Origin of the sequence: Luteibacter sp. Sphag1AF, from assembly GCF_014192715.1 — a bacterium.
In the GTDB taxonomy this organism is placed as follows: Bacteria; Pseudomonadota; Gammaproteobacteria; order Xanthomonadales; family Rhodanobacteraceae; genus Luteibacter.
The window spans coordinates 247287-268758 of sequence record NZ_JACHYH010000002.1; the positions used below are offsets into that span (position 1 = coordinate 247287).

Consider the following 21472-nt stretch of genomic DNA (forward strand, 5'->3'; position numbering starts at 1 on the left):
CGTTTCTTCCTCGCTCTTGATTTGATGAATTCAAAGAAATCATGCATCGCTATTAGTTGGTCGGCATCCAGGCTTTGCGAATCGTCCCGTTCTTCCCGATGGATCTTCCGTTTTCTTCTGCGTAAATCAGCTTCGGTTGAAACTCTGCTAACTGGTCCATTAGCTCAGCTGCGTACGGGAAGTCTTCGCGGTTCTTAGTCCTCGCGGCCTCTCGCTTGGAAACCTGAGATGCGGCCAAAGCGGCCATGCGATCCACTGGGCTTACGTTCTGGTTCGGACTCATACGGAAGGTCCTCGCAATCGGCGAAGTGCATCTGGCTCAGGTGGGCGCGAAGTGGCTCGGTTCCCGTCTCGTCCTCGCGGTTCTTACGGAAGATGAGTTCGGCAAATCCCTTCTGCGGGCTTTCGGAGTGGTAGTACTCGTCCCGGTACACCATGGCGACGACATCTGCGTCTTCCTCAATGCCACCTGATTCGCGCAGGTCGGCGAGGATTGGGCGACGATCCTGACGAGACTCAAGAGAACGGTTCAACTGCACGAGGACAATGGCAGGAATGTCGAGCTTCTTTGCCGTGTTGCGGATGTCTTTGGTAATGGACCCCGTTTCAAGGTCAGGCCGACCCTTGCCCGGCAGCTTGAACAATCCAAGATGGTCCACGACGATCAGCGACAACGGGGAAGACATGTGGTGCTGCTGGACTCGGGCGGTCAACGACTCCTTCGTCTGCGCGGGCGTCTCATCGATGATTAGGCCGGACTTGTTCAGGATTTCGGTCGCCGACACAACCTTCATCCAGTCCTCTTCCCGTAACAGCTTTGGGCGCCGGATCAGGCCATAGTCAACTCGGGCAACGTAGGCGATTGCACGCTCCATCAGTGCGCGTGCGGACATCTCCATCGTCGCGATGTAAACCCTCTTGCCAGTTAAGGCCACATTCACCGCGATCTGCATCGCCAGTGCCGTCTTACCCATGGAGGGGCGCCCGGCAATGATCGTCAGTGTCTGCGAATGCAACCCGGAGGTGCGACGGTCAAAGTTACCGATACCCGTCGATAGGCCGGTGATGCTGCCGTCCATTTCAAGGCGCGACTGCATCCCGTCCATAACTTCCACCAAGACCTCTGGGGCACTCTTAGAGGACTTCGCGTTGCGGGGCGCTACCTGTGCCAGGATCGCCTGCGCCTCGTTGAATGTAGGAGCTTCCAGGGCCATCCTGCGGCCTGCCGCAACCACCTTCCGGCGCTCACTGTCCTGACGAACCACATCGGCATAGGCACGGGCGTTCGCAGCACTGGTTGCGTTGTTCGCCACGTCCATCGTGTAGGCGGACATGTTGCGGTCGCCGAAGCTCTCGGCCACGACGAAGAAATCTACCGGGCTACCCGCTTCGCAGGACTCCTTCAACTTGGCGAAAAGTCGGGCGTTGCGCTGGTCGCCGAAGTCTTCGGCCCCGATGATGTCGGAAACCTGCCAGTACGCGTTTGCGTCCAAGAGGATCGCCCCAACCACGGCCTGCTCGGAGGCGCTCATGTATTCACCGTTATGAGCAAGATGATTACTGCGAGTATTCCGAACATGATCGACCCAAAGGCGAGCATCCCTGCTTCAAGCGTTCCCCACGCAACGCCGCCAGCAACGCCGCAAACGAGACCGCATAGGCAAGCGAATGCAAAAACAAGGAGGCTTGAGAGCGTCTGAGAGATGACTTTTGAGTCCCTCATGTGGCCACCTTGTTTTCGTATTTGCCTTCACTGACCTTGATGTGATTCGCGGACTCAATCAGCCACTCGAAGTCACACCCGGTCCAAGCGTTGTTTCGTCCCGTCAGGAAGTCGGACAATGCGGCGTAGGCGAAAAACTCCTGCCAGTATTCGACCGATTGCCGTTCCTTGCTCTCGGTCCATCGGGCGCGCAGCTTGCGACGACGGGCGTCCGAGAACGTGCGCACCCCGGGAAGCATCGGGAGGTGCTCGTGGTAGGCGTCGAGGATTTCCGTGTACGGAATCTGATCTGCCTTGCCCGACTCGGACAAGTCGTCGCCAGGCGACAGAGTATTTATTCCCTTCCTCTCCTCTCCCTTCCCTTCCCTTCCCTTCCCTTCCTCCGACGAACGTTCGCGAACGTTCGCGAGGATTCGCGAGGATTCATCGAATGCTGGAATTTTCGACTGGGAAGGCTTGTCAATTTTCTGGTGATTCAACCAGTTAAGAATCTGGATGTAGGTGCTTCCCTCAGCTGCATAGCGAGCGATGCAACCTTCTTGCTCAAGCTCGCCCAACCAGGTGTCCATCAGCTCGGGAGCATCGTCGTCATAGGGGAAAAGAAGGCTCGCGAGCATTCGCGAGGCTCCGCGAGTCCTTCCGTGATCGTCGCTGATCGTCCACAACTCAATGAAGAGAAGCCGCGCATCCCGAGATACGCGACCCATGCTCTCCGACTGTGGAAACTCGGGCTTTATGGATCGAATGCGAGCCATCTAATTACCTGCTATGGACACTACGTTGACGGGGCTTTTGATCGCATAAGCGATGCTGGGGAACGCCTTGCTCAAGACTGGAGCGGCACTTTCTGCGATCTTTTCAGGCCCTCAATTGGGACCACCAGTCCGCCTGTACTTTCAAACCGATATTTCGATTGCACGGCCGCTTCCGTGGCCAATGATGCGAATGCTTCGGGCGTCATCCCTCGCCTTTCGGCCGCTTTTCGCAGCTCGGTCATCTGCTCGTCTGAGAGATGACAAATAATTTCAGGCATTGGGGCCTCCTTCGGGACCGGTAAGCCACTTCAAGCCGCCTGCGCTTCTTCGTTACGCTGATCGAGCTGGGCAATCCCACGCATCAGGAGTTCTCGCGCGAACGCGGCGGGCTGCCTCTTATTGAGACGTGCAAGCGCTTCAATGGCTGCGTACTCGTCGTCATTCAGCCGAACTTTGATGGGGTTGTCCCGGATGTGGCTGGGGTCTGCGTACATCGTTGGTTCCTTTCGTGGCTCTCGCGTGGTTGGGAGTCTGGATTTACTTGGACTTGTGGACGTCAGCTGCCTTACCCTTGTAAGCACCGCTCTCGCAGAATGACTCAGGGCGAAGCTCGTATCTGATTCGCAGGTAATGGGCCTCGGGGATGTAGTCGCCACGCCACATGTAGATGGCTTGGCGTGACCTAAGGCCGAGTGCGGCACGAAGCCGCTCGACACTTCCGAAAAGCTCTATTGCCTGGGACTTGGTAAGCATGACTGACATTCTCAATCCGCTGACAGTAGTTGTCAATACACTTACAAAAGATAATTGTAAGCTCACTTACATGACTCTTGCAGAGCGGGCGCGCTACGCCAGAAAACGGCTCCAGATGACTCAAGCCGATGCAGCCACGCTGATCGGGTGCAGCCGGGGCACCGTTGCCATGTGGGAAAGCGGAGGGAGTGCCAGCATCGGGCAATACCTTTTACCCGCCGCAAAGGTGTACAAGGTCAACCCGGACTGGCTTGATTCCGGCAAGGGCAGCGATGACTACCCGTGGACAGGACGAGTAATCCCGGTGCGTGCCTTCGAGGTGGAGGCGGTCGAGTCAGATGAAGATTTCGACCCAAGCAGTGAGGTATGGGTCGATGGGGTAGAGGTGGAAGTAAGCGGGGGGAGCGGGCGCATAGTGCCCGAGTTCGTGCCGACGCAATATCGCCAGCGATACACGCTAAAATGGTTTCAGGAGACAGGCGCAAATCCGGCAAATGTTAAGGTTATGCGGGTTCGCGGGAACAGCATGGAACGCACCCTGTTCGACGGGGACAAGGTCGCGGTCGACACTGGGAATGTTCGCCTAGCAAGCAACCATGTCTACGTCGTCGTAATGGGTGACGAGGTAAGGGTAAAGAGACTATTCAGGACGGCGGACGGTCGGGTGCGGATCGTGTCCGACAATGCCGACAAGACGCTATATCCCGATGAATTTGTCGAGGACGACGCGTTCTCTTTCATGATAATTGGCCGTGTCATCGACCGTAGCGGTAGGGGCGGCCTATAGCCTGGAGAAGACAGTGAGGAACGTCGTAATTTTGGCTCTTGTCGTCATGTCACTGGCAGGCTGTGCCGTGGCCCACAAGACAGTTATGCCGGATGGTAGGCAAGGTCTGTCGATCAACTGCTCAGGCGCAGCCATGTCGTGGAACTACTGCTATGAGAAGGCCGGGGACAGGTGCCCGCATGGCTATGACGTCATCAGCAAGGATGGGGACGGTGGTAACAGCATGGCTGGCGGCGGGGCTAGCGGTTTTTTCGGTTCGGCTGGAAACACCCGCTCCCTGATGATCTCCTGTAAGGCTTAGCCGTGAGCTGGTGGCAGGCTCTTTCGGTCGCCGTGATATCCATATGGCTCGGCGTAGCTTGGATTGAGGACGCCGTTGAAAAGATCGTCGCTAGGCGACTTGCTGCGCACCTAATAAACCTTGAGGCCATGCTTATAGAGAGGGGCATTATATCGCCCGATACGCCATGGCCTGATGACCCCAATGATAACCCATAGCCCGCTATAGCGGGCTTTTTTACGCCTGAAAATGTCAATAGACTTGCTCTATTGTCAGCTATTGTCAGCATAGAAACAATTTATGGTCAGCACACTTGCATCGAGCTGTCATTTCGCTTACATTGGTCACCAAGCCGCCAACCACGCCATCCCGGCGATGCGGCTAGGAGACAACCATGCAATCCCATGCATATATCACCGTCCCCATCAGCTACGTCAACGCAGCGAATCGGCTCATTGAAACCTCTGAGGTGATCCGCGACTCCATGTCGATTGCCGATCAGCAGAGCCTGCATGCTCGGCTCCGCTCGGATATCGACAGCGTCAAGTGGTTCGATCTGGGAGACGAGAGATGAGCGCCTTAAAAGTGGCTGCACTCTTCCTGCTTGTCGCTGCCGCTGGTCGGCTTGCGGGGCTCGTATGAAGCACTGCGCAGTCTCCCGCGATGAGCGTTCGTACCTCGCCGACATTGACGAGCAGGAACGCCGCGACGATCACCTGTACCACCTTTCCGGCGAGCTGATTGCCGATGACGAGTCTTTTGCTGATGGACTTGTCGATGCGCTATACACCCCCGGCATCCGCGAAAACGTCATCGCCCTCTTCCGCAATAACGACCTCATGGCCGCTGCGAAGCTGATGGCGGATCACGTGCCCACTTACTGCAACGAACGTGCAGAGGTCATCGTGTCTGAGAAGGAGAAGGCGGCATGAACATCACACTGGCCACGCTGGCGAAAGCCACCCCGCAAGAAATCTTCGATCAAGTGGCTTCGCATCTGCTGACTCAGGGACGGCAATCCCTTAGTGCGCAGGTTGACGGCGGGTGCGCATACCGTGGCACTGACGGGTGTAGGTGTGCTGCTGGATGTCTTATTAGTGATGACGAGTATCGCCCCGGAATGGAAAGCAGGACTTGGGTGGACGTTTATCGGATTTTTAAGACTTTACCTTATGCTGGCACAGCGACGATTGATTTAATTGACGTGTTGCAGACTGTACATGATGCGTGCGAGCCGTATGAATGGCGCGAAGAACTCCGCAGTGTTGCCAAGAGCTACGGCCTTTCTGACAAGGTGCTGGAGGCGTTCGCATGAACAACAGAATGTTCCGCTGCCGCCTCGCACGAATCGTAGATGGCGTCATGCAGGTGGTTGTGTATGTCGGCCCGTACGAATCCATCCCTCATGGATGGTCGATGTTTGTTCGTGAGGTAGTGCGTCGCAACGAGCGTGCGCGTCATGGATGAGAATAACGTCGAGGTGGTACTGACTCATATTTCTTTGATTCGTACGGGCGACGCAGTCGAACACAACGGCAAGTTGATGACGGTCAGCCCCGGCGACATCAAGTGTGGGTTCATGGGTCACACGCTCTTCGGCGACTCCTACCGCCTAGGCAGTATTCCTGTCAGGAAGATCAACCTCACTCATGCCATGCCCGCCCGAGTCGGAAGTGCCACATGACTCCCCTGGACCGCGCAGAACGCCAGTGTCTTATCGCGGGTGTCGGGCTTCCTCTCATCCTCCTTCTCATCTCGTACTGGCTTAGCCACTAAGCCATCCAACGAAGCAGTACCCAGCCATTAGATGGCACAAACAACCCAAGGGAACATCTCATGACCACGAAGATTATTGCGGTGAGCGGCGGCTTTTATTTTTTCGGCACCGAGGTTAAGGCCCCTGATGGCTACGTCTCTCTGAAGAGTGCGGCGATGTTTGGCGGCTTCGGCGGCGGCAAGGGCCTTCCGGGCGTCTCGCGGGGCGACAAATCGGCAACGGTCACGCTTGATCGTTTTGACGCGGACGAGGAGCTTTTCTTCCCGCTGACGGCGGTTTTCGCAGTGATGCCGTCGATTGACCTGTACGCCTTCAAGGGAACGACGATCCGCTAATGGCGGGCGGTATCCACACATACGGCAGAGCAGCGCTCACGCGCTGCTCAAGTCGTCAAGGAGACAGCATGAAGCACTTCTTTTCCCCGCAGGTTCCCGTTCTGCTCATTGGCGCTCCGGGCGTGGGCAAGACGGCAAGTGTTCAGCAGCATTTTGACCACGCGGAAGTGGTTCTTACCTCTACGCTAGTGGAGGAGGATATTGCAGGCCTTCCGTACCGTGAGGGCGAGTACGACTACCGCACGGTGCCTTCTATCTTTCGTCGACTGACCGAGGCGTCCGCTCAGGGGAAGACCACCGTATTGTTCCTTGACGAGCTGGACAAGGCGCGTCGGGCTGTGGCGGACACTTTACTCACCCTTGTGGCCTCACGTCGCGTAGGCGGAGCCACGCTTCCCATCGACACCTGCATCGTGGCGGCGGCCAATCCTCCCGAGTTCGGTGGTGGTGACGGCATCAGCGATGCCATGCTGTCGCGATTCGCCGCCATTGATTACATCCCGGACGTTGTTCGGTGGTCGGAATGGGCAAGATCCCAATTCGATACGGCAGAGTCGCGATTGGTCATTGATGCCGTGTGCAATGGCGAACTGGCCATCTTCGACATGGTTGGCGAAGGTCTTTCCAAGCGGATCACTACGCCTCGCACGCTGGCCATGGCGCTCAAATCACTGGAGCGTCATGGGCTGGGGACGGATGCCTTTGACACGGTTATCCGTGGGCTTCTGACGGCGGAATCGGCCAGCAAGATTCTCCATATCGTCACCCAGACCAAGAACGACGTCATGAGCCATGGCGTTAGCAACGTACGACGGAGCCTTCAGAAGGGCCGCGCATCTAACGTCCTGAGGCTTTGACCATGAAGCTCATCTGCGCCCCTGTTATTCGTAAGCCCCTTGAGGTCATGGGTGTCGCGGGGATGACCGATTTCGTGCGGATCTATATTGCGACCGAATTGAACAAGGACGAATACCGGACCACGCTTCGGCATGAGCAGGGTCATGTGTGGTCTGGACACAATCGACGCGCACCCAAGGGCGCCGATGACGAGACATGGCGTATCGCCTGCGAAATGGAAATCGCCAGGACTATCTATGACCAGGCCGATATCGACAACATCAAAGCGCCTCGCTCGCGCTTGGCGGGAGTGTACGTCCCGGATTCCATCCCTGGTATGCCGGGACACATCACGCTCGCAGAAGACATTTACGAGTGGCTGATGGAGCATCCGGACGATGTGCCCAAGATGGCCATGTGCGTTATCTGCAAGGCTCCGCCTGAAGGAAAGGCGGAAGAGAAGACGCCGGAAGCAATTGGGTCAGCGCAGGAAGCTCGCGCACGCCTTGACGAAGAAGAGATGAAGGGGAAGTCGCAGGCGGCTGTGGAGAGCGCCTATGCAGCGCTGAAGAGCCGAACGCCGTCGTTGTCGTGCGCTGTGGATGCTGCACTCCGTGTGCGTATTGAGCGCGAGCGGACACACCGTCGTCCCTCGCGAAGGTCGGCCGATGATTCAGTGATTCTTGCCGGGGCCGTATCCAAGCCACGTCCACCGCTGGTTGAGATTTTTATTGACCGAAGCGGATCATTTACACCTCAGAAGACCGCGAAGGCGGAGATCAAGCTGAAGGAAATTCTTCAGCGGTACGGATCAACCATCGCGTCTGATGTGTGGTTTTTTGGTAATGGCAAATTGTCGGAAGTGGACTATGGCGGTGGTGGTGACACGCCATATCACCTGATTCCGCATCACCTGGAGCGGACTAAGCCGAAGCTGGCCATCATCATCACCGACGATGATCCCGTCAACAAATGCGTCCTTCCCATTGATAAGACTACCTCGGTGCTGTGCATACCTATTGAATGTGCGATGACGAATCTTGCGCGTGCCCTTAATGGCATAGATGTCAAAGCTTGAAGAGCTTTCATGGAAATTTCCATACTCACTGGTGACGCGATGAAATATCCAAACGGCAATGGCGATGGCTATGGCTATGGCACTGGCGATGGCTATGGCGATGGCACTGGCGATGGCTATGGCTATGGCTATGGCACTGGCAATGGCTATGGCTATGGCACTGGCTATGGCAATGGCTTTGGCAATGGCTATGGCTTTGGCTATGGCTTTGGCAATGGCGATGGCACTGGCTATGGCCGTTATCCGTACCTTCTGGTGACGCGATGAAATATCCAAATGGCACTGGCGATGGCTATGGCTATGGCACTGGCGATGGCTATGGCTATGGCACTGGCGATGGCTATGGCACTGGCTATGGCTATGGCACTGGCGATGGCTATGGCTATGGCACTGGCAATGGCTATGGCTATGGCTATGGCACTGGCAATGGCTATGGCTATGGCTATGGCACTGGCAATGGCTATGGCACTGGCAATGGCAATGGCTATGGCAATGGCTATGGCTATGGCTATGGCACTGGCAATGGCGATGGCACTGGCGATGGCACTGGCTATGGCCGTTATCCGTACCTTCTGGTGACGCGATGAAATATCCAAATGGCACTGGCGATGAAATCATGTTACCCGAAAGCGAGGAGTACGCATCCGGGCAGTATCCAAGCGATGACGAAGCAATTGACGAGGGCTAACTATGAATTTGCAGAGTGAAAAAATTGAGGTAATTGTCCCGGCACTCATTAAGGCGCGCGCGTCGTTCAAGGCGGCCGTAAAGGATGCTAGTAACCCTCACTTCAAGTCCCAGTATGTGACGCTTGATGGCGTTGTTGAATCGGTTAATCAGGCGCTTTTGGATAGCGGCATCTTCTGCACCCAGCAGACCGATGTCGTAGATGGTCGAACAGTCCTTTACACACGATTTCTGCACGAATCTGGTCAGTGGATTGGTAGCGCATACCCAGTACACCCCATCAAAAATGATCCCCAGGCGGAGGGCTCGGCACTCACCTATGCCCGCCGCTACGCCCTGATGGCGCTGGCTGGAATTGCTCCTGAGGATGATGACGGGAATGCGGCATCGAGGAGTTCCAGCAAGTCGAATCACGACAAGCAGGCTCGTGACATTGCTGGCACGCCAACAGCTGGAGCGTGGGAGTCGATGAGTGAGGAAGAGCAGGTATTTCTTTCTGACATAGCCATTCACGCCGCCGAGCTTCTGAGTAACGATGACGCGCTGGCAGCGCATGACCATATCCAGTCACAGAATCTCGCATCCGAAGAGAAGATCGCACTATGGACCCGCTTTGATAGCAAGCAGCGAAGTGCACTCAAGCGTGCTGATGCTGCCTCTAAAACAAAAAAGGAAGCAGCATGAGCATTAATGTCTTCACCTTCTCCGGACGTATCGGTCGCGATGCCGAGGTTCGCCGTACCTCGGGCGGCAAGGTCGTCACCGGATTTCCCGTGGCTGTTGATGTCGGCTACGGAGATAACAAGTCCACGTTGTGGGTGGATTGCTCTATGTGGGGCGAGCGTGGCGAGAGGCTTGCCGAATACTTGCCCAAAGGCTCGTTGGTCACAGTGACTGGCGAGGCAGACATGCAGACCTATCAGTCCAGCGGACAGGACAAGGCGAAGCTTACGTGCAGAGTCAACGACGTGCAGCTTCCTCCGCTCAACAAGGATCGCCAGGAAAAGCCGCGCCAAGATCGGCAGGAATCGCGAAGCACGACTCCCGTGAATGACGGCTTTGATGAAGACGACATTCCGTTCTGAGCGCACCCAAATGAAGGAGCCGAATGATCCGGCTGGGCAAATCGCCCGAGCAGAAAATACCATCTCCCCCAAGGTTCGCGAAGGTGATTGCATGACAGGTGAATTGATGACGCCACAAGAAATAGCCTCGGCGCTTCGAGCACTACCCGGTGCATCGCAGTGGGGGAAGCAGGTCCTCCTTGGTGTGGAACTTGGCGCACGGATGGTGACTTCGCTAGAGGCTATGGCCCATCCCCTCCCCAGTTCTCCGGAAATTCCGGATAACTCAACGGGTGCGCAGCTTGTAGAGACGAGGGATGCTTTTACGCCCATTCCTGAGTCCGTCAACGCGCCGACGCCTGAACTTTGGCGCGCATATGAGGCGTTCAACGACACCTATCGCGGTTACAACACTCAGCAGGCACTGCGAGCGGCAATCAATGGCGTTCTTGCCGAACGGGAAAAGCTCGCGCAGGAAGAGCCTCGCATCGCAAAGCTGACCGCAGAGAACGCGGAGCTGCGCGCCGTACTTAAACGATTCGTGCGCGCGAATAGCTTTTTTGCCGAAGGATCGCCCTCCGAAATCGTAGCCGCGTGGAAAGCTGCGCGCGACGCCGTATCAGACAAACAGGATAACTAACATGCGCTTCACTACCGATAAGCCAACGCGCCCCGGATACTACTTTGTGCGGGGTTTTGATCCTGGCTCCCTAAAGCGCGTCGCAGCGGTGCAGGTTGGTATGGTGAACGGCGAATTGAGGGTCAATCTCGATCAAAGTAACACGGACTTTGAGGGTGTTAGGAGCGGGTACTTTATCTCCGACGTTAGCGAGGAGTTTGAGTGGTGCGAGCTGTGCCCAGTGAGCGAGGATAAATAATGAGCACCATCACACACTGGCAACCCATTGCGACCGCGCCAAAAGACAATGCGCGGAAGCTGTATCTGGCGAGCTTTGACGAATCGGGCGAGCTTGTAGCACTAGACTTCGACGGGAAATGGCAACACATGCATGTGGACGCATACGACTACGGGTATGAGAGTTATTGGGCGAGCGCCTGCGGCATTAAAGAGCCCACCCACTGGGCCTATCAGGACGAAGCCGTTCCACGAATCGTGCAAAACTTCGGATTAACGGACGAACATGTCGCATGCGTTGCCGCGTGCCTAGCTGCTGGGCGCTATGTTAGCGATACTACGTCGCGCAGTGACCGATTCAAGAAGGTTCTACGCTATGCGCTGTTTGAAGCCGCCCGCTCATTCCCGCCCACGGTCGAGCAGGCTGGGCAGGTAGACGAGACTTCGTACCGCCGAGGGTGGCACGCTGGATACAACGAAGGGATGACGCACAAGGGTACTGCCGAAGAAGCATTTCAGCGCGGATTCGATGCTGCCCTTGCCCAGCCGCGCCCCGTGGGCGTGCCGGAGGGGTGGAAGCTGGTTCCGATAGAAACAACGACAGAGATGGAAATCGCTGGTGGGGATGCAATCGTAGAGAAAGCATCAAACTACTGGAAAGCGTTGCAGGTCTGGAAAGCCATGCTCGCTGCCGCGCCCGCTCCGGGCAAGGGTGGTGAAGCATGAAGCCACTAGAAATTAAAGCTTTCGCTGTATTTCAAGATTCAACAGGTGAGATTGATGGTGAAATTTCTGAGTACCTAACAGATTTCGATTACTCGAAAATTTTGACCGGATTCACGGTGTACGAAGTTAGCGTTAAGCCGATAAGGGAAATCCTCAGGCGCAAGAAGGAAGGCCATGAAACATCCCATTGACCGCTACAAGGAAGTGCAAGCCATGCGTAACCGTATCGAACCACTCCGGGAAAGGAGCCCTGAGTAATGGAGCATGAGCGATACCAGGAACTAATGTGGCTTTGTAAAGGCGACTTAACAGAGGCCGAGATGAAGGAAGGTTGGCACTGGTGCCGCGACTGGGACGGCCTACTCGTAGGGCCGGGGATGTTCGAGACATCAGCTTGCACATGCGAGGAACGTAAGCCATGACACTCACCGTGACTGCCAGTCGTGGAGTCCGGGCGGCTCAGCATATTTCCGAGTCGAATGCATGGCATGTGGCACCGCAACTGGGTATGAGGCTCCCGAGTCCGCCGCTATCGCTGCATGGAACCGGCGCCAGGAGATCCTTCATGAGTGAGTACTACAAGGGCTGCATCAAGGTAGTCGGGGCAGATGCGATGTGTTTCCGCGTCGATCCAGCAACGCTAGATCCTATGGGATGTAGCGTTTACGACCCGTTCCACTACCTGCCTGAGGATGGATGCCAACCTGTTGAGGTGATCGGGCTTGGTGAGTGGAACCTGCGGCGCAACAAGCTCAGAGAATGCCGCGATGAGTGAGTCAGGGATTATCCGCATTTCGCATTACTGCGATTTCTCATTCGGTCACTGCGCAAGAAGGGAAGCTAGATCTGCAATCCGAAAGGCGATACACGACTCGCCGGAATACCGCCGTCAGGTTGAAGCTCTAAAGGAGCTATCCAAGATGATGAAGATTCAAGGAGAGTCACTGGGAGTGAACGATGAGCGCGGCTAACGACGATTCCATGTGGAATGCTGAGGCCGTGTGCCACTTTATGGGCGACATCTCGCGCAGGCATTTCTTGGAACGGATTGCATGCAAGCCGGGGTTCCCTACGCCTTTTGTACTGAGCCGTAAGGTAAAGCTATGGTATCCAAGTGAGATTCGCGAGTGGGTAAAACGCAACCGGATCAATCAAGCCGCTTAGCCATGTCCTCGGCAGACTCGTTGTAGTAAATCATCAAGCTCTTGATGTCTCTATGACCGATGGCGCGCGCGAGCTGCAACACGTCGAGTTTTTTTGACAGTCGCCAAATTGCTTCCGCGCGGCTGTCGTGAAAGGTCAGGTCATTCACCCCGCTACGGTTGCGGATCTTTCGCCACAGGGCGTCCCTATCGTCGTCGCGAAGTCCGAAGCACGGACCATCCGTATGTGGGAGTTCCTTGAGAATGCGCACGGCCTCTGACGATAGGGGTATGTCGCGCGCGTCGCCGTTCTTGGATTTTGTAAGGTGTGCAACGCGCTTGCGAAGGTCCACGTTGGGCCATGTCAGCCCCACGATCTCACTAGAGCGCATCGCGGTCTCTAGAGCGAACAGGAAGGCCATGCAGGTGCGCTCGGTGGCCGTCTTTACGGCATATCCCTGATCCAGACCACCGGAGAGCCGGATGGCCTGGATTTCAGCCTCAGAGATGCGCCGACGACGTCCCGGAGGAGCTTTGGGAAGGCTCATCCCCTCCAGGGGGCTTTCCCTAAGCCATCCCCAGTCGCCGATGCATCTCTTAAAGACAGCGCGCAGAAGATTGACGTCCCGAAGAACAGTCGCGGGCTTAACCTCTTTGAGCCGGGCATCCCGCCAACTCGAAAGGTCAGATCGGCTCAAGTCCTTTAGGAGGATGTCGGCCATCTTTAAGCGGCCAATGGCAGTGCATCGCACGACCTCCCACGACTCACCGGCCCTTCCCGGGGCGACCTCCGTCGCATAGCGGTCTAGGGCGTCCTTAAGCGTGCGGCTGGGCATCTTCCCTACCCTTCCTGCGGCCTCCTTATCCAGCGCCCATGCCGCCGCCTGCTGCTTTGTCGCAAAGACCTCAGTCTCGCGCAAGCCACGAATCGAAACCTGGGCCCGCCACTTCTTTCCCACCCGGTAGATGCTTGCCATGGATCACCCGTGCACACATGTGTGCAGCAATTGTGCACCACGGTGTGGGCGATGGGTATTCACGGCGGGAGGCGCGCATACGAAAAGCCCCTAAAAACCCTTTGTTGTTGGGCATTTAGGGGCTATCGAGGTGTAGAGCGTGATGGAAGCTCGTGCCCGGACTGGGACTCGAACCCAGATACCCTTTCAGGTGAGGGATTTTAAGTCCCTTGCGTCTACCGATTTCGCCATCCGGGCATAAAGAAAAGGCGCCCCTGCTTGCACAGGCGCGCCTTGATGCGATGGAGGCCTGGGTCGGAATCGAACCGGCGTACGCGGCTTTGCAGGCCGCTGCATGACCACTCTGCCACCAGGCCATCGCGCGCTTCGCGAAGGTACTGCAAAGCGCTTAAAAAACAAAACCCCGGATGTCCGAGGCTTTGAGAAAACTTGGAGCGGGAAACGAGACTCGAACTCGCGACCCCGACCTTGGCAAGGTCGTGCTCTACCAACTGAGCTATTCCCGCGTCGTAGTCCGGTCATTTTAGATGATGAAAGGTTTGTGTCAACACCTTAATCCGAACTTTTTTCACTTTCCTTAACATTGAGCGAGTCGGCGCTGAGGCTCGGCCATGCCGCCCGCAAATAGCCGATGCCCGACCAGATGGTGAGGATGCCCGCAATGACCAGCAGCGCTTCGCCGATGTGATACAGGCGCAGCGTTTCCGCATCGTGCTGCAACAGCAGTACCACCAGTGCCACCATCTGCATCGCGGTTTTCAGCTTGCCAATGAAAGCGACCTTGACTGTGGAACGCGCCCCGATCTGTGCCATCCATTCGCGCAGTGCTGAAACGCTGATCTCGCGACCCACGATGATCGACGCCGTGACCGCCATCAGAATGCCCTGCCACCCGCCCGGATGAGATTGAACAAGCAGGAAAAGCGTGACTGCCACCATCAACTTGTCGGCCACCGGGTCGAGGAACGCACCGAACGCCGATGTCTGATTCAGACGACGCGCAAGGTAGCCATCCAGCCAGTCGGTGACACCTGCCAGCACGAACACGACCGCCGCGGCAAGGTTGTTGCCCTTGAAGGGCAAATAGAACACGACAACCATGACCGGCAGCAGGAGTACGCGGAATATGGTGAGCCAGGTCGGCAGGTTGATACGCATGATGACAGTGATTCCGGATGTACCGCTTTTCAGGGATGCAGCATGGCATAGATGCGTTCGGCGAGGCCGCGATCAATGCCCTTGACCGTCATCAATTCTTCGACGCCCGCCGCTTCCACGCCGGGCAACCCGCCAAAGGCCTTCAACAAGGCTGCGCGGCGACGTGCCCCGATGCCCGCCACGTCTTCCAGCGTGCTGCGCTCGCGCGCCGCCTCGCGGCGACGCCGGTGCCCGCTGATCGCAAAACGATGCGCCTCGTCCCGGACAGCAGCGACCAGATGCAGCGCCGGTGAGGCCGAACCGGGATGCAGCGTGCGCCCCGTGTCCGCCAGCACCAGGGTTTCCTCACCCGCCCGACGGCCCGGCCCTTTGGCCACACCGATCACACGGATACCTTCCACGCCCAGTTCACGCAGGACGTCCAGAGCCTGACCCACCTGCCCCGTGCCGCCGTCGATCAGCAGAATGTCGGGCCGCACACCGCCCTCCACCACCTTGCGGAAGCGGCGCGTCAGTGCCTGATGCATGGCGGCGTAGTCATCGCCCGGAGTGATTCCCGCGATATTGAAGCGTCGATAGTGAGACTTCTCCGGCCCTTCAGGACCGAACACCACACACGATGCCACCGTAGCCTCACCGCGCGTGTGACTGATGTCGAAACATTCGATACGTCGGGGCGACTCGGGCAGGTCGAGCACCTTTTTCAGGTCATCGAAGCGGGCCAGAAGCGTGTGCCGACTGGCCAGTCGCGAGGTGAGCGCGGCCGAGGCATTGCGCTGGGCCATCTCCAGAAAGCGGGCGCGCTCGCCCCGGACACTGGGCTTGAGCGTAACCGCGTAGCCTGCGTGCTCGGAGAGCACGCCCGCCAGCACGTCGGCATCTTCCACCGGATCACTAAGCACCAGCTCACGCGGCACCTGGCGATCCAGGTAGTACTGCGCAATGAATTGCGCCAGTACGTCGCCGATTTCCGCATCCATGGGCAGGCGCGGGAAGAAATCGCGCGAACCGAGGCTTACACCGTTTCGGAAGAACAGTACGCTGACGCAGGCCATGCCGCCCTCCATGCAGCAGGCGATCACGTCCATGTCCGCGCTGGCGCCCTGCACAAAGTGCTGGGCCTGCAAGCGCCGCAGCGCTGCAACCTGATCGCGCAGCGCCGCCGCTCGCTCGAAATTGAGCGACATGCTGGCCTTTTCCATCGACGAGGCCAGTTCGTCGATGACGGCGCTGCTACGCCCTTCCAGGAACATTTCCGCGTGGCGCACGTCGCTGCGGTATTCCTCCACATCAATGAGGCGTACACACGGCGCACTGCAACGGCCAATCTGATGCTGGAGGCACGGGCGCGACCGGTTGCGGAAATAGCTGTCTTCGCACTGGCGGACCTTGAACAGCTTTTGCATGAGGCCAAGGCTTTCGCGCACCGCGAATGTGCTGGGATACGGGCCAAAATAGCGCCCCGGCCCTGTTTTCGCACCGCGATGAAAAGCCAGGCGCGGATAGTCTTCGTTGCCTGACAGATAAATGTAGGGATAGCTCTTGTCGTCGCGCAGCACGATGTTGTAGCGCGGCTTCAAGGTCTTGATGAGCTGCGATTCAAGCAGCAGCGCTTCGCCCGCCGTACGCGTGAGGGTCACCTGCGCGTGCGCAATCTGCGACACCATCGCGGCAATGCGCGGCTCCATGCGCGGCTTCAGAAAGTAGCTGCCCACCCGCTTCTTCAGGTTCGCTGCCTTGCCCACGTACAGGAGCTCGCCGTCGGCATCGAAGTAGCGATACACGCCGGGCGAGGTGGTGAGGTTGCGAACGAAGGATTTGCCGTCAAAAACAGGGGTTTCGGACGATAGCGGCTCTGTGTGGTCCATCCGCGCATTTTAGCGCGGAAGGGCTGAACATCGCGCCCGGAACGGGAAATCCCGGCATGGCATTGCTGCCATGCCGGTCACCATCCCTGGAGGGCCGCCCGTCCCTGGATATCCGTAGCGGCCGAGATCAAGAGTACGCAGGCTCGCCCGCGTGGTATGTCGGGCAATTCCGACAACTTCACCCGGCGCTGGCTGTACTCAGGCGTCAGGATGCCCTGCAAGCCAGGCCTCGGCCCGCGCCAGGTCGGCAGGCGTGTCAATCCCTGCGGGGAACGGTTCGGGCGACTCCCGAACGGCGATGGCATAGCCGTGCTCCATGGCGCGCAGTTGCTCCAGCGCCTCGACCTGCTCCAGGTGCGTGCGCGACAGGGCGGCGAACCGGCTGAGGAACCCGGCCCGGTAGGCGTAGATACCGATATGACGCAGGAAGCCCACGCCCTCGGGCAGCGTTTCACGATCTGCCGCAAACGCGTCACGCGGCCAGGGCACCGGCGCACGGCTGAAGTAGAGCGCCTTGCCCGATTCGGAGACCACCACTTTCACGGCATTCGGGTCGAACAATTCTTCGGCCGAGGTAATCGGCGTGGCGAGGGTCGCCATGGGTGCGTCCGAGTCTGCCAGGGTGCTGACCACGGCACGGATGCCTGCCGCCGGGGCGAAGGGCTCATCACCTTGCAGGTTCACGACGATGGTGTCGGCCGGCCAGCCGAAGCGGGCCACGGCTTCGGCGATGCGGTCGCTGCCCGAGGCATGGTCGGCCCGGGTCATGCACACCACGATATCGCCCTCGCAACCGCGAAGCTCCTGCGCCACGCGTTCGTCATCAATGGCCACGACGACCTGAGCCGCGCCCGCAAGAGTCGCCCGCTGCGCCACCCGGCGAATCATCGAGACGCCCCCAATGGTCGACAGCGGCTTACCGGGAAGCCGCGTCGACGCATAGCGCGCCGGAATCACGACGACAAACGGAGGGATTTTCTCGGACATGGGGACCTCGCAGCGGGGGCCGCAAGCGTAGCGCCATTGGCCGGATGGGTGCCATGGCGCTACGGGGCTGGGGTAGGCGGACGCTTTCCGGGGAGTGCAGCGACGACGCGGTTACGCCGCCTCCCCCTTCAACGCAAAACCCACCCCATTGGCCAGCTCGACGAACCCCGGGAACGACGTCGCCACGTTGGCGCAGTCACCAATGGTGATCGGGCCATCCGCCACCAGGCCTGCCACCGCAAACGCCATCGCAATGCGGTGATCGCCATGACTGTCAATGCTGCCAGCGCCAATGCGGCCACCGACGATCATCGCGCCATCGGGCAACTCTTCCACGTTGACGCCACAGGCGATCAGACCCGCCGCCATGCTGGCAATGCGGTCGGATTCCTTGACGCGCAACTCAGCGGCGCCACGAATGGTGGTCATGCCCTCGGCAGCCGCAGCGGCCACGAACAGCACGGGGAACTCATCAATCATGTCCGGAACGATATCCAGCGGCAGCGCGACGCCGTGCAGCGGCGCATAGCGCACGACGAGATCGCCGACAGGCTCGCCACCACTCTCGCGTTCGTTTTCCACTTCGATATTCGCACCCATCAGCTCAAGGGCTGCCAGCAAGCCGGTACGGCGGGGATTGAGACCCACCGAACGCAGGCGAAGCTCCGACCCCGGAACAATGCATGCCGCCACGATGAAGAACGCGGCGGACGAGAAATCAGCCGGCACATCCACGTCGGTGGCGCGCAAGGCATGGCCACCTTCCAGTGAGGCCTTGCCGGGCGAAAACTCGATGGGCCAGCCAAAGGCTGCGAGCATGCGCTCGGTGTAATCGCGCGTCGGATGCGGCTCGATGACCTCGGTGCTGCCATCGGCGTAAAGCCCGGCAAGCAACAGTGCGGACTTCACCTGCGCGCTTGCCACCGGCAGCGTGTACTGGATGCCACGCAGCGGCGCGCCACCACGGATGACCAGCGGAGGAAGGCCATCCTGCGTCTCGATGGTCGCACCCATCGCCGCCAGCGGATCGGTCACCCGACGCATCGGCCGCTTCGACAGCGACTCATCCCCCACCAGCGTGGAATCAAACGCCTGCCCCGCCAGCAACCCGGCCAGAAGGCGCATGCCGGTACCCGCGTTGCCGCAATCAAGCGGGCGTGCGGACGCACGCAAACCATGCAGGCCCACGCCATGGACAATGCGCTCGCCCGGTGCCGGCGTTTCAAAGCGAACACCAAGCTCACCAAGAATGGCGGCCGTGGCGCGCGTGTCCTCACCTTCGAGGAAGCCGCGAATATGAGTGACCCCTTCGGCCAGCGCGCCGAACATCAGCGCGCGATGGGAGACGGATTTGTCGCCAGGCACGACCACCTCGCCACGAAGCGGCGTGCCGCGATTGCTCAGCCAGTCCAGGCGGCTCATGACAGATTCTCCAGAAGACGTTGCAGCTCGTCGCGGCTGCCGATACTGATGCGCACCGTATGGGAAAGGCCGTAACCGCCCATCGGTCGCACGATCACCGCGCACTCAAAAAGATGTTGCTCGAAGGCGGTGGCGTCGCCACCGGTATCCACGAGTACGAAATTGGTCTGCGACGGCAGCACGCGCAGACCACGCGCGCGCAGCGCCTCGGCAAACCACTCGCGGTCGCGCGCATTCACCTCACGCACGCGGGCGCGATGCTCGTGATCGCCCAGGGCTGCCTCGGCGGCCGCAAGCGCCACGGCGTTCACGTTGAACGATTCGCGAAGGCGCTCGCACACCGCAGCCACCGATGGATGGCTCACCATGTAGCCAATGCGCAGACCCGCGAGCGCATACGCCTTGGAAAACGTGCGCGTCACAATGAGGTTGGGATAGCGGTCCAGCAGGTGCAACCCCGTACTGAGGCCCGCAGCGTCCACATACTCGTGATAGGCCTCGTCCACGACCACCAGCGTGTCGGTGGGTACGCGCGCCAGGAAATCCTCCAGTGCGGCGTCGGTAAACCAGGTGCCGGTGGGGTTGTTTGGATTTGCCAGATACACCAGCCGCGTGGAGGCCGTAACCGCACTGGCGATAGCGTCCAGATCGTGCCCATACGGCGCAACCTCATCGTCCGCAGGCAGCGCCGGTACACGAATGGCCGGCGCACCCGCCGCCGCCGCCGCGATGGGAAACACAGCGAAACCATACTGCGAATGGACCACCGGATGCTCTGCATCGGCGAAGCACTGCGCCAGCAACATCAGCAACTCGTGCGACCCGTTGCCCAGCGTGATGCCGGCAACCGGAACACCCAACTCCGACGACAACGCCTGCTTCAGCGAAGCCCCCAGCGGATCGGGATAACGCCACACGTCGGCAAGCACGGCAGATGCCGCCTCCATCGCACGCGGGCTGGGGCCTAGCGGGTTTTCGTTGGAGCCCAGTTCGGACAGCACGCCACCGTAGCGCAGGCGCAACGCCGGAAGGTCGTGACCCGGATCGTAGGCACGCAGTGCCGACGTCGCGCGATTGGCGAGCGCGGCCGCATCAAATGCAACACTCATGGCAGTGCGACGGGGTAAGAACCGAGCACGCGCACTTCGGCAGCGGCGGGCTTCATTTCTTCCAGCGCAGCCTGCACGGCCGCGTCTTCCACATGACCGGACACGTCGATGAAAAACGCGTACTGCCACTTGCCCGTATGCGCAGGGCGCGATTCGATGCGATTCATGCTTACGTCGTGACGGGCCAGCGGGCTCAGCACATCGTAAAGCGCACCAGGCTTGTCACGCACGGTAACCAGCAGCGACGTGCGGTCGTTGCCCGAGCGGGCAAACAGCGTGCGGCCAATGACGAGGAAGCGCGTGGTGTTGTCCGCGCGGTCTTCGATGGGGCCAGCCACGGTTTTCAGGCCATACACGCGCCCTGCCGTCTCGCCGGCAATGGCAGCCGCGTCGTCTGCCGTGCGCGCCATGCGCGCGGCCTCCGCATTGCTGGAAACGGGGATGCGCTCGGCGTTGGGCGCGTTCATGCGCAACCATGCCTGGCACTGCTGCAACGACTGCGGATGGGAATAGATGCGCTTGACGTCTTCGAGCTTGCCCGAGAGCGACAGCAGATTCTGATGCACGCGCAGCTCAACTTCGCCGCAGATCGTGGCGGTGGATACGAGAAACATGTCCAGCGTCATCTGGATCATGCCCTGCCCGGAATTCTCCACAGGCACGACGCCAAAATCGGCGTTGCCAGCGGCCACTTCCTGGAACACTTCCTCAATGCTTCCCAACGGCAGGCCATAAGCTGCGTGACCGAAATGCTTGCGCACGGCCTGCTCGCTGAACGTGCCTTCCGGCCCGAGGAAGCCGATTTTCAGCGGCTGCTGCTGCGACAGGCACGAGGACATGATTTCGCGGAACAGACGGATCAGCTCGCCATCGGGCAGCGGGCCGTCGTTGCGGTCGATGACACCGCGAAGCACCTGAGCTTCCCGTTCGGGTCGGTAATAGTCCACCGCCGCCTTCAACGGGCCCTTGGCCCGGCCGACCTGCTGTGCCCACTGGGCACGCTCGCTGATGAGCTGCTGCAGTTGCTGGTCGATGCTGTCGATGCGTGTGCGTGCCTCGGCCAGCGTGGCTTGTTTGTCGGTGGTGGATTTGCTCATGGACTTCTTATCGCGTCGGTGAAGTGTGGAGGGCCCGCAAGAGTGACAGGATTT

Annotated in this window: 25 protein-coding genes, 3 tRNA genes and 1 pseudogene; 15 read left to right on the forward strand and 14 right to left on the reverse strand. The window is 59.0% G+C overall.

The features are described 5' to 3' along the window. Window positions 1-194 precede the first annotated feature (194 nt). From FHW69_RS08045 to FHW69_RS08060, 4 genes are all read right to left on the reverse strand, one after another. Window positions 195-1532, reverse strand: a complete 1338-nt coding sequence (locus FHW69_RS08045; RefSeq protein ID WP_183422528.1) for a DnaB-like helicase C-terminal domain-containing protein — start codon at window positions 1530-1532, stop codon at window positions 195-197. A gap of 187 nt (window positions 1533-1719) precedes the next feature. Then, a complete protein-coding gene (locus FHW69_RS08050) occupies window positions 1720-2340 on the reverse strand; it encodes a hypothetical protein (protein WP_183422529.1) in 621 nt (206 codons plus the stop codon). 209 nt (window positions 2341-2549) lie between these two features. Then, window positions 2550-2756, reverse strand: a complete 207-nt coding sequence (locus FHW69_RS08055) for a hypothetical protein (protein WP_183422530.1) — start codon at window positions 2754-2756, stop codon at window positions 2550-2552. Between the two features lie 30 nt (window positions 2757-2786). Then, complete coding sequence (locus FHW69_RS08060) at window positions 2787-2972, reverse strand: hypothetical protein (RefSeq protein WP_183422531.1); 186 nt, start codon at window positions 2970-2972, stop codon at window positions 2787-2789. A gap of 257 nt (window positions 2973-3229) precedes the next feature. On the opposite strand from FHW69_RS08060, the gene FHW69_RS08065 reads away from it, so the two are divergent. The 15 genes from FHW69_RS08065 to FHW69_RS08135 all read left to right on the forward strand — a co-directional run bounded on the left by FHW69_RS08065 (window position 3230) and on the right by FHW69_RS08135 (window position 12433). Then, window positions 3230-4018: a S24 family peptidase gene (locus FHW69_RS08065; RefSeq protein WP_183422532.1), complete on the forward strand. Its 789-nt coding sequence runs from the start codon at window positions 3230-3232 to the stop codon at window positions 4016-4018. A gap of 674 nt (window positions 4019-4692) precedes the next feature. After that, window positions 4693-4872: a hypothetical protein gene (locus tag FHW69_RS08070; protein ID WP_183422533.1), complete on the forward strand. Its 180-nt coding sequence runs from the start codon at window positions 4693-4695 to the stop codon at window positions 4870-4872. A 64-nt stretch (window positions 4873-4936) separates the two neighbouring features. Then, window positions 4937-5230 (forward strand): hypothetical protein, encoded by a 294-nt coding sequence (locus tag FHW69_RS08075; protein WP_183422534.1) that lies wholly within the window; start codon window positions 4937-4939, stop codon window positions 5228-5230. Beyond that, window positions 5227-5613, forward strand: a complete 387-nt coding sequence (locus FHW69_RS08080) for a hypothetical protein (RefSeq protein ID WP_183422535.1) — start codon at window positions 5227-5229, stop codon at window positions 5611-5613. Before FHW69_RS08075 ends, FHW69_RS08080 begins: the two co-directional genes overlap by 4 nt. 144 nt (window positions 5614-5757) lie before the next feature. Next, the gene (locus FHW69_RS08085) at window positions 5758-5982 is read left to right on the forward strand and encodes a hypothetical protein (protein WP_183422536.1); all 225 of its coding nucleotides are present in this window, start codon (window positions 5758-5760) and stop codon (window positions 5980-5982) included. A gap of 152 nt (window positions 5983-6134) precedes the next feature. Continuing rightward, on the forward strand, window positions 6135-6410 hold the full coding sequence (locus FHW69_RS08090; RefSeq protein WP_183422537.1) for a hypothetical protein: 276 nt from the start codon (window positions 6135-6137) through the stop codon (window positions 6408-6410). A gap of 68 nt (window positions 6411-6478) precedes the next feature. Next, on the forward strand, window positions 6479-7267 hold the full coding sequence (locus FHW69_RS08095; RefSeq protein WP_183422538.1) for an AAA family ATPase: 789 nt from the start codon (window positions 6479-6481) through the stop codon (window positions 7265-7267). 2 nt (window positions 7268-7269) lie between these two features. Next, window positions 7270-8325, forward strand: a complete 1056-nt coding sequence (locus FHW69_RS08100) for a hypothetical protein (RefSeq protein WP_183422539.1) — start codon at window positions 7270-7272, stop codon at window positions 8323-8325. A gap of 9 nt (window positions 8326-8334) precedes the next feature. Then, entirely contained in the window at window positions 8335-8592 is a 258-nt protein-coding gene (locus FHW69_RS08105; protein WP_183422540.1) for a hypothetical protein, read from the forward strand. Next, window positions 8589-8912 carry a hypothetical protein gene (locus FHW69_RS08110; protein WP_183422541.1) on the forward strand — a complete coding sequence of 108 codons (324 nt, stop codon included), beginning with the start codon at window positions 8589-8591 and terminating at the stop codon, window positions 8910-8912. The genes FHW69_RS08105 and FHW69_RS08110 overlap by 4 nt, the downstream gene beginning before the upstream one ends. 103 nt (window positions 8913-9015) lie before the next feature. Continuing rightward, window positions 9016-9696, forward strand: a complete 681-nt coding sequence (locus tag FHW69_RS08115) for an ERF family protein (protein WP_183422542.1) — start codon at window positions 9016-9018, stop codon at window positions 9694-9696. After that, window positions 9693-10097 carry a single-stranded DNA-binding protein gene (locus FHW69_RS08120; protein ID WP_183422543.1) on the forward strand — a complete coding sequence of 135 codons (405 nt, stop codon included), beginning with the start codon at window positions 9693-9695 and terminating at the stop codon, window positions 10095-10097. Before FHW69_RS08115 ends, FHW69_RS08120 begins: the two co-directional genes overlap by 4 nt. Next, a complete protein-coding gene (locus tag FHW69_RS08125) occupies window positions 10075-10716 on the forward strand; it encodes a hypothetical protein (RefSeq protein ID WP_183422544.1) in 642 nt (213 codons plus the stop codon). The genes FHW69_RS08120 and FHW69_RS08125 overlap by 23 nt, the downstream gene beginning before the upstream one ends. A gap of 237 nt (window positions 10717-10953) precedes the next feature. Then, entirely contained in the window at window positions 10954-11658 is a 705-nt protein-coding gene (locus FHW69_RS08130; protein WP_183422545.1) for a hypothetical protein, read from the forward strand. Between the two features lie 565 nt (window positions 11659-12223). Beyond that, window positions 12224-12433 carry a hypothetical protein gene (locus FHW69_RS08135; protein WP_183422546.1) on the forward strand — a complete coding sequence of 70 codons (210 nt, stop codon included), beginning with the start codon at window positions 12224-12226 and terminating at the stop codon, window positions 12431-12433. A gap of 372 nt (window positions 12434-12805) precedes the next feature. Here FHW69_RS08135 and FHW69_RS08140 read toward each other — a convergent pair whose 3' ends face one another. From FHW69_RS08140 to pheA, 10 genes and pseudogenes are all read right to left on the reverse strand, one after another. Continuing rightward, window positions 12806-13777 carry a site-specific integrase gene (locus FHW69_RS08140; RefSeq protein ID WP_183422547.1) on the reverse strand — a complete coding sequence of 324 codons (972 nt, stop codon included), beginning with the start codon at window positions 13775-13777 and terminating at the stop codon, window positions 12806-12808. A gap of 153 nt (window positions 13778-13930) precedes the next feature. Next, window positions 13931-14014 (reverse strand) — tRNA-Leu (locus FHW69_RS08145). Between the two features lie 45 nt (window positions 14015-14059). Next, window positions 14060-14133: transfer RNA gene (locus tag FHW69_RS08150), tRNA-Cys, on the reverse strand. A 74-nt stretch (window positions 14134-14207) separates the two neighbouring features. Further along, window positions 14208-14283, reverse strand: a tRNA-Gly gene (locus FHW69_RS08155). Window positions 14284-14329: 46 nt separating this feature from the next. After that, window positions 14330-14935: a CDP-diacylglycerol--glycerol-3-phosphate 3-phosphatidyltransferase gene (pgsA, locus tag FHW69_RS08160; protein WP_183422548.1), complete on the reverse strand. Its 606-nt coding sequence runs from the start codon at window positions 14933-14935 to the stop codon at window positions 14330-14332. Window positions 14936-14964: 29 nt separating this feature from the next. Next, window positions 14965-16803: an excinuclease ABC subunit UvrC gene (gene uvrC, locus FHW69_RS08165; RefSeq protein ID WP_183422549.1), complete on the reverse strand. Its 1839-nt coding sequence runs from the start codon at window positions 16801-16803 to the stop codon at window positions 14965-14967. 198 nt (window positions 16804-17001) lie between these two features. Beyond that, on the reverse strand, window positions 17002-17790 hold the full coding sequence (gene kdsB / locus FHW69_RS08170; protein WP_183422550.1) for a 3-deoxy-manno-octulosonate cytidylyltransferase: 789 nt from the start codon (window positions 17788-17790) through the stop codon (window positions 17002-17004). Between the two features lie 111 nt (window positions 17791-17901). After that, a complete protein-coding gene (gene aroA / locus FHW69_RS08175) occupies window positions 17902-19212 on the reverse strand; it encodes a 3-phosphoshikimate 1-carboxyvinyltransferase (protein ID WP_183422551.1) in 1311 nt (436 codons plus the stop codon). After that, window positions 19209-20321 (reverse strand): histidinol-phosphate transaminase, encoded by a 1113-nt coding sequence (hisC, locus tag FHW69_RS08180; RefSeq protein WP_183422552.1) that lies wholly within the window; start codon window positions 20319-20321, stop codon window positions 19209-19211. The genes aroA and hisC overlap by 4 nt, the downstream gene beginning before the upstream one ends. After that, a pseudogene (gene pheA / locus FHW69_RS08185) lies at window positions 20318-21385 on the reverse strand (prephenate dehydratase); the annotation flags it as partial. The pseudogene pheA and the gene hisC, both read right to left, overlap by 4 nt. Window positions 21386-21472 lie beyond the last annotated feature (87 nt).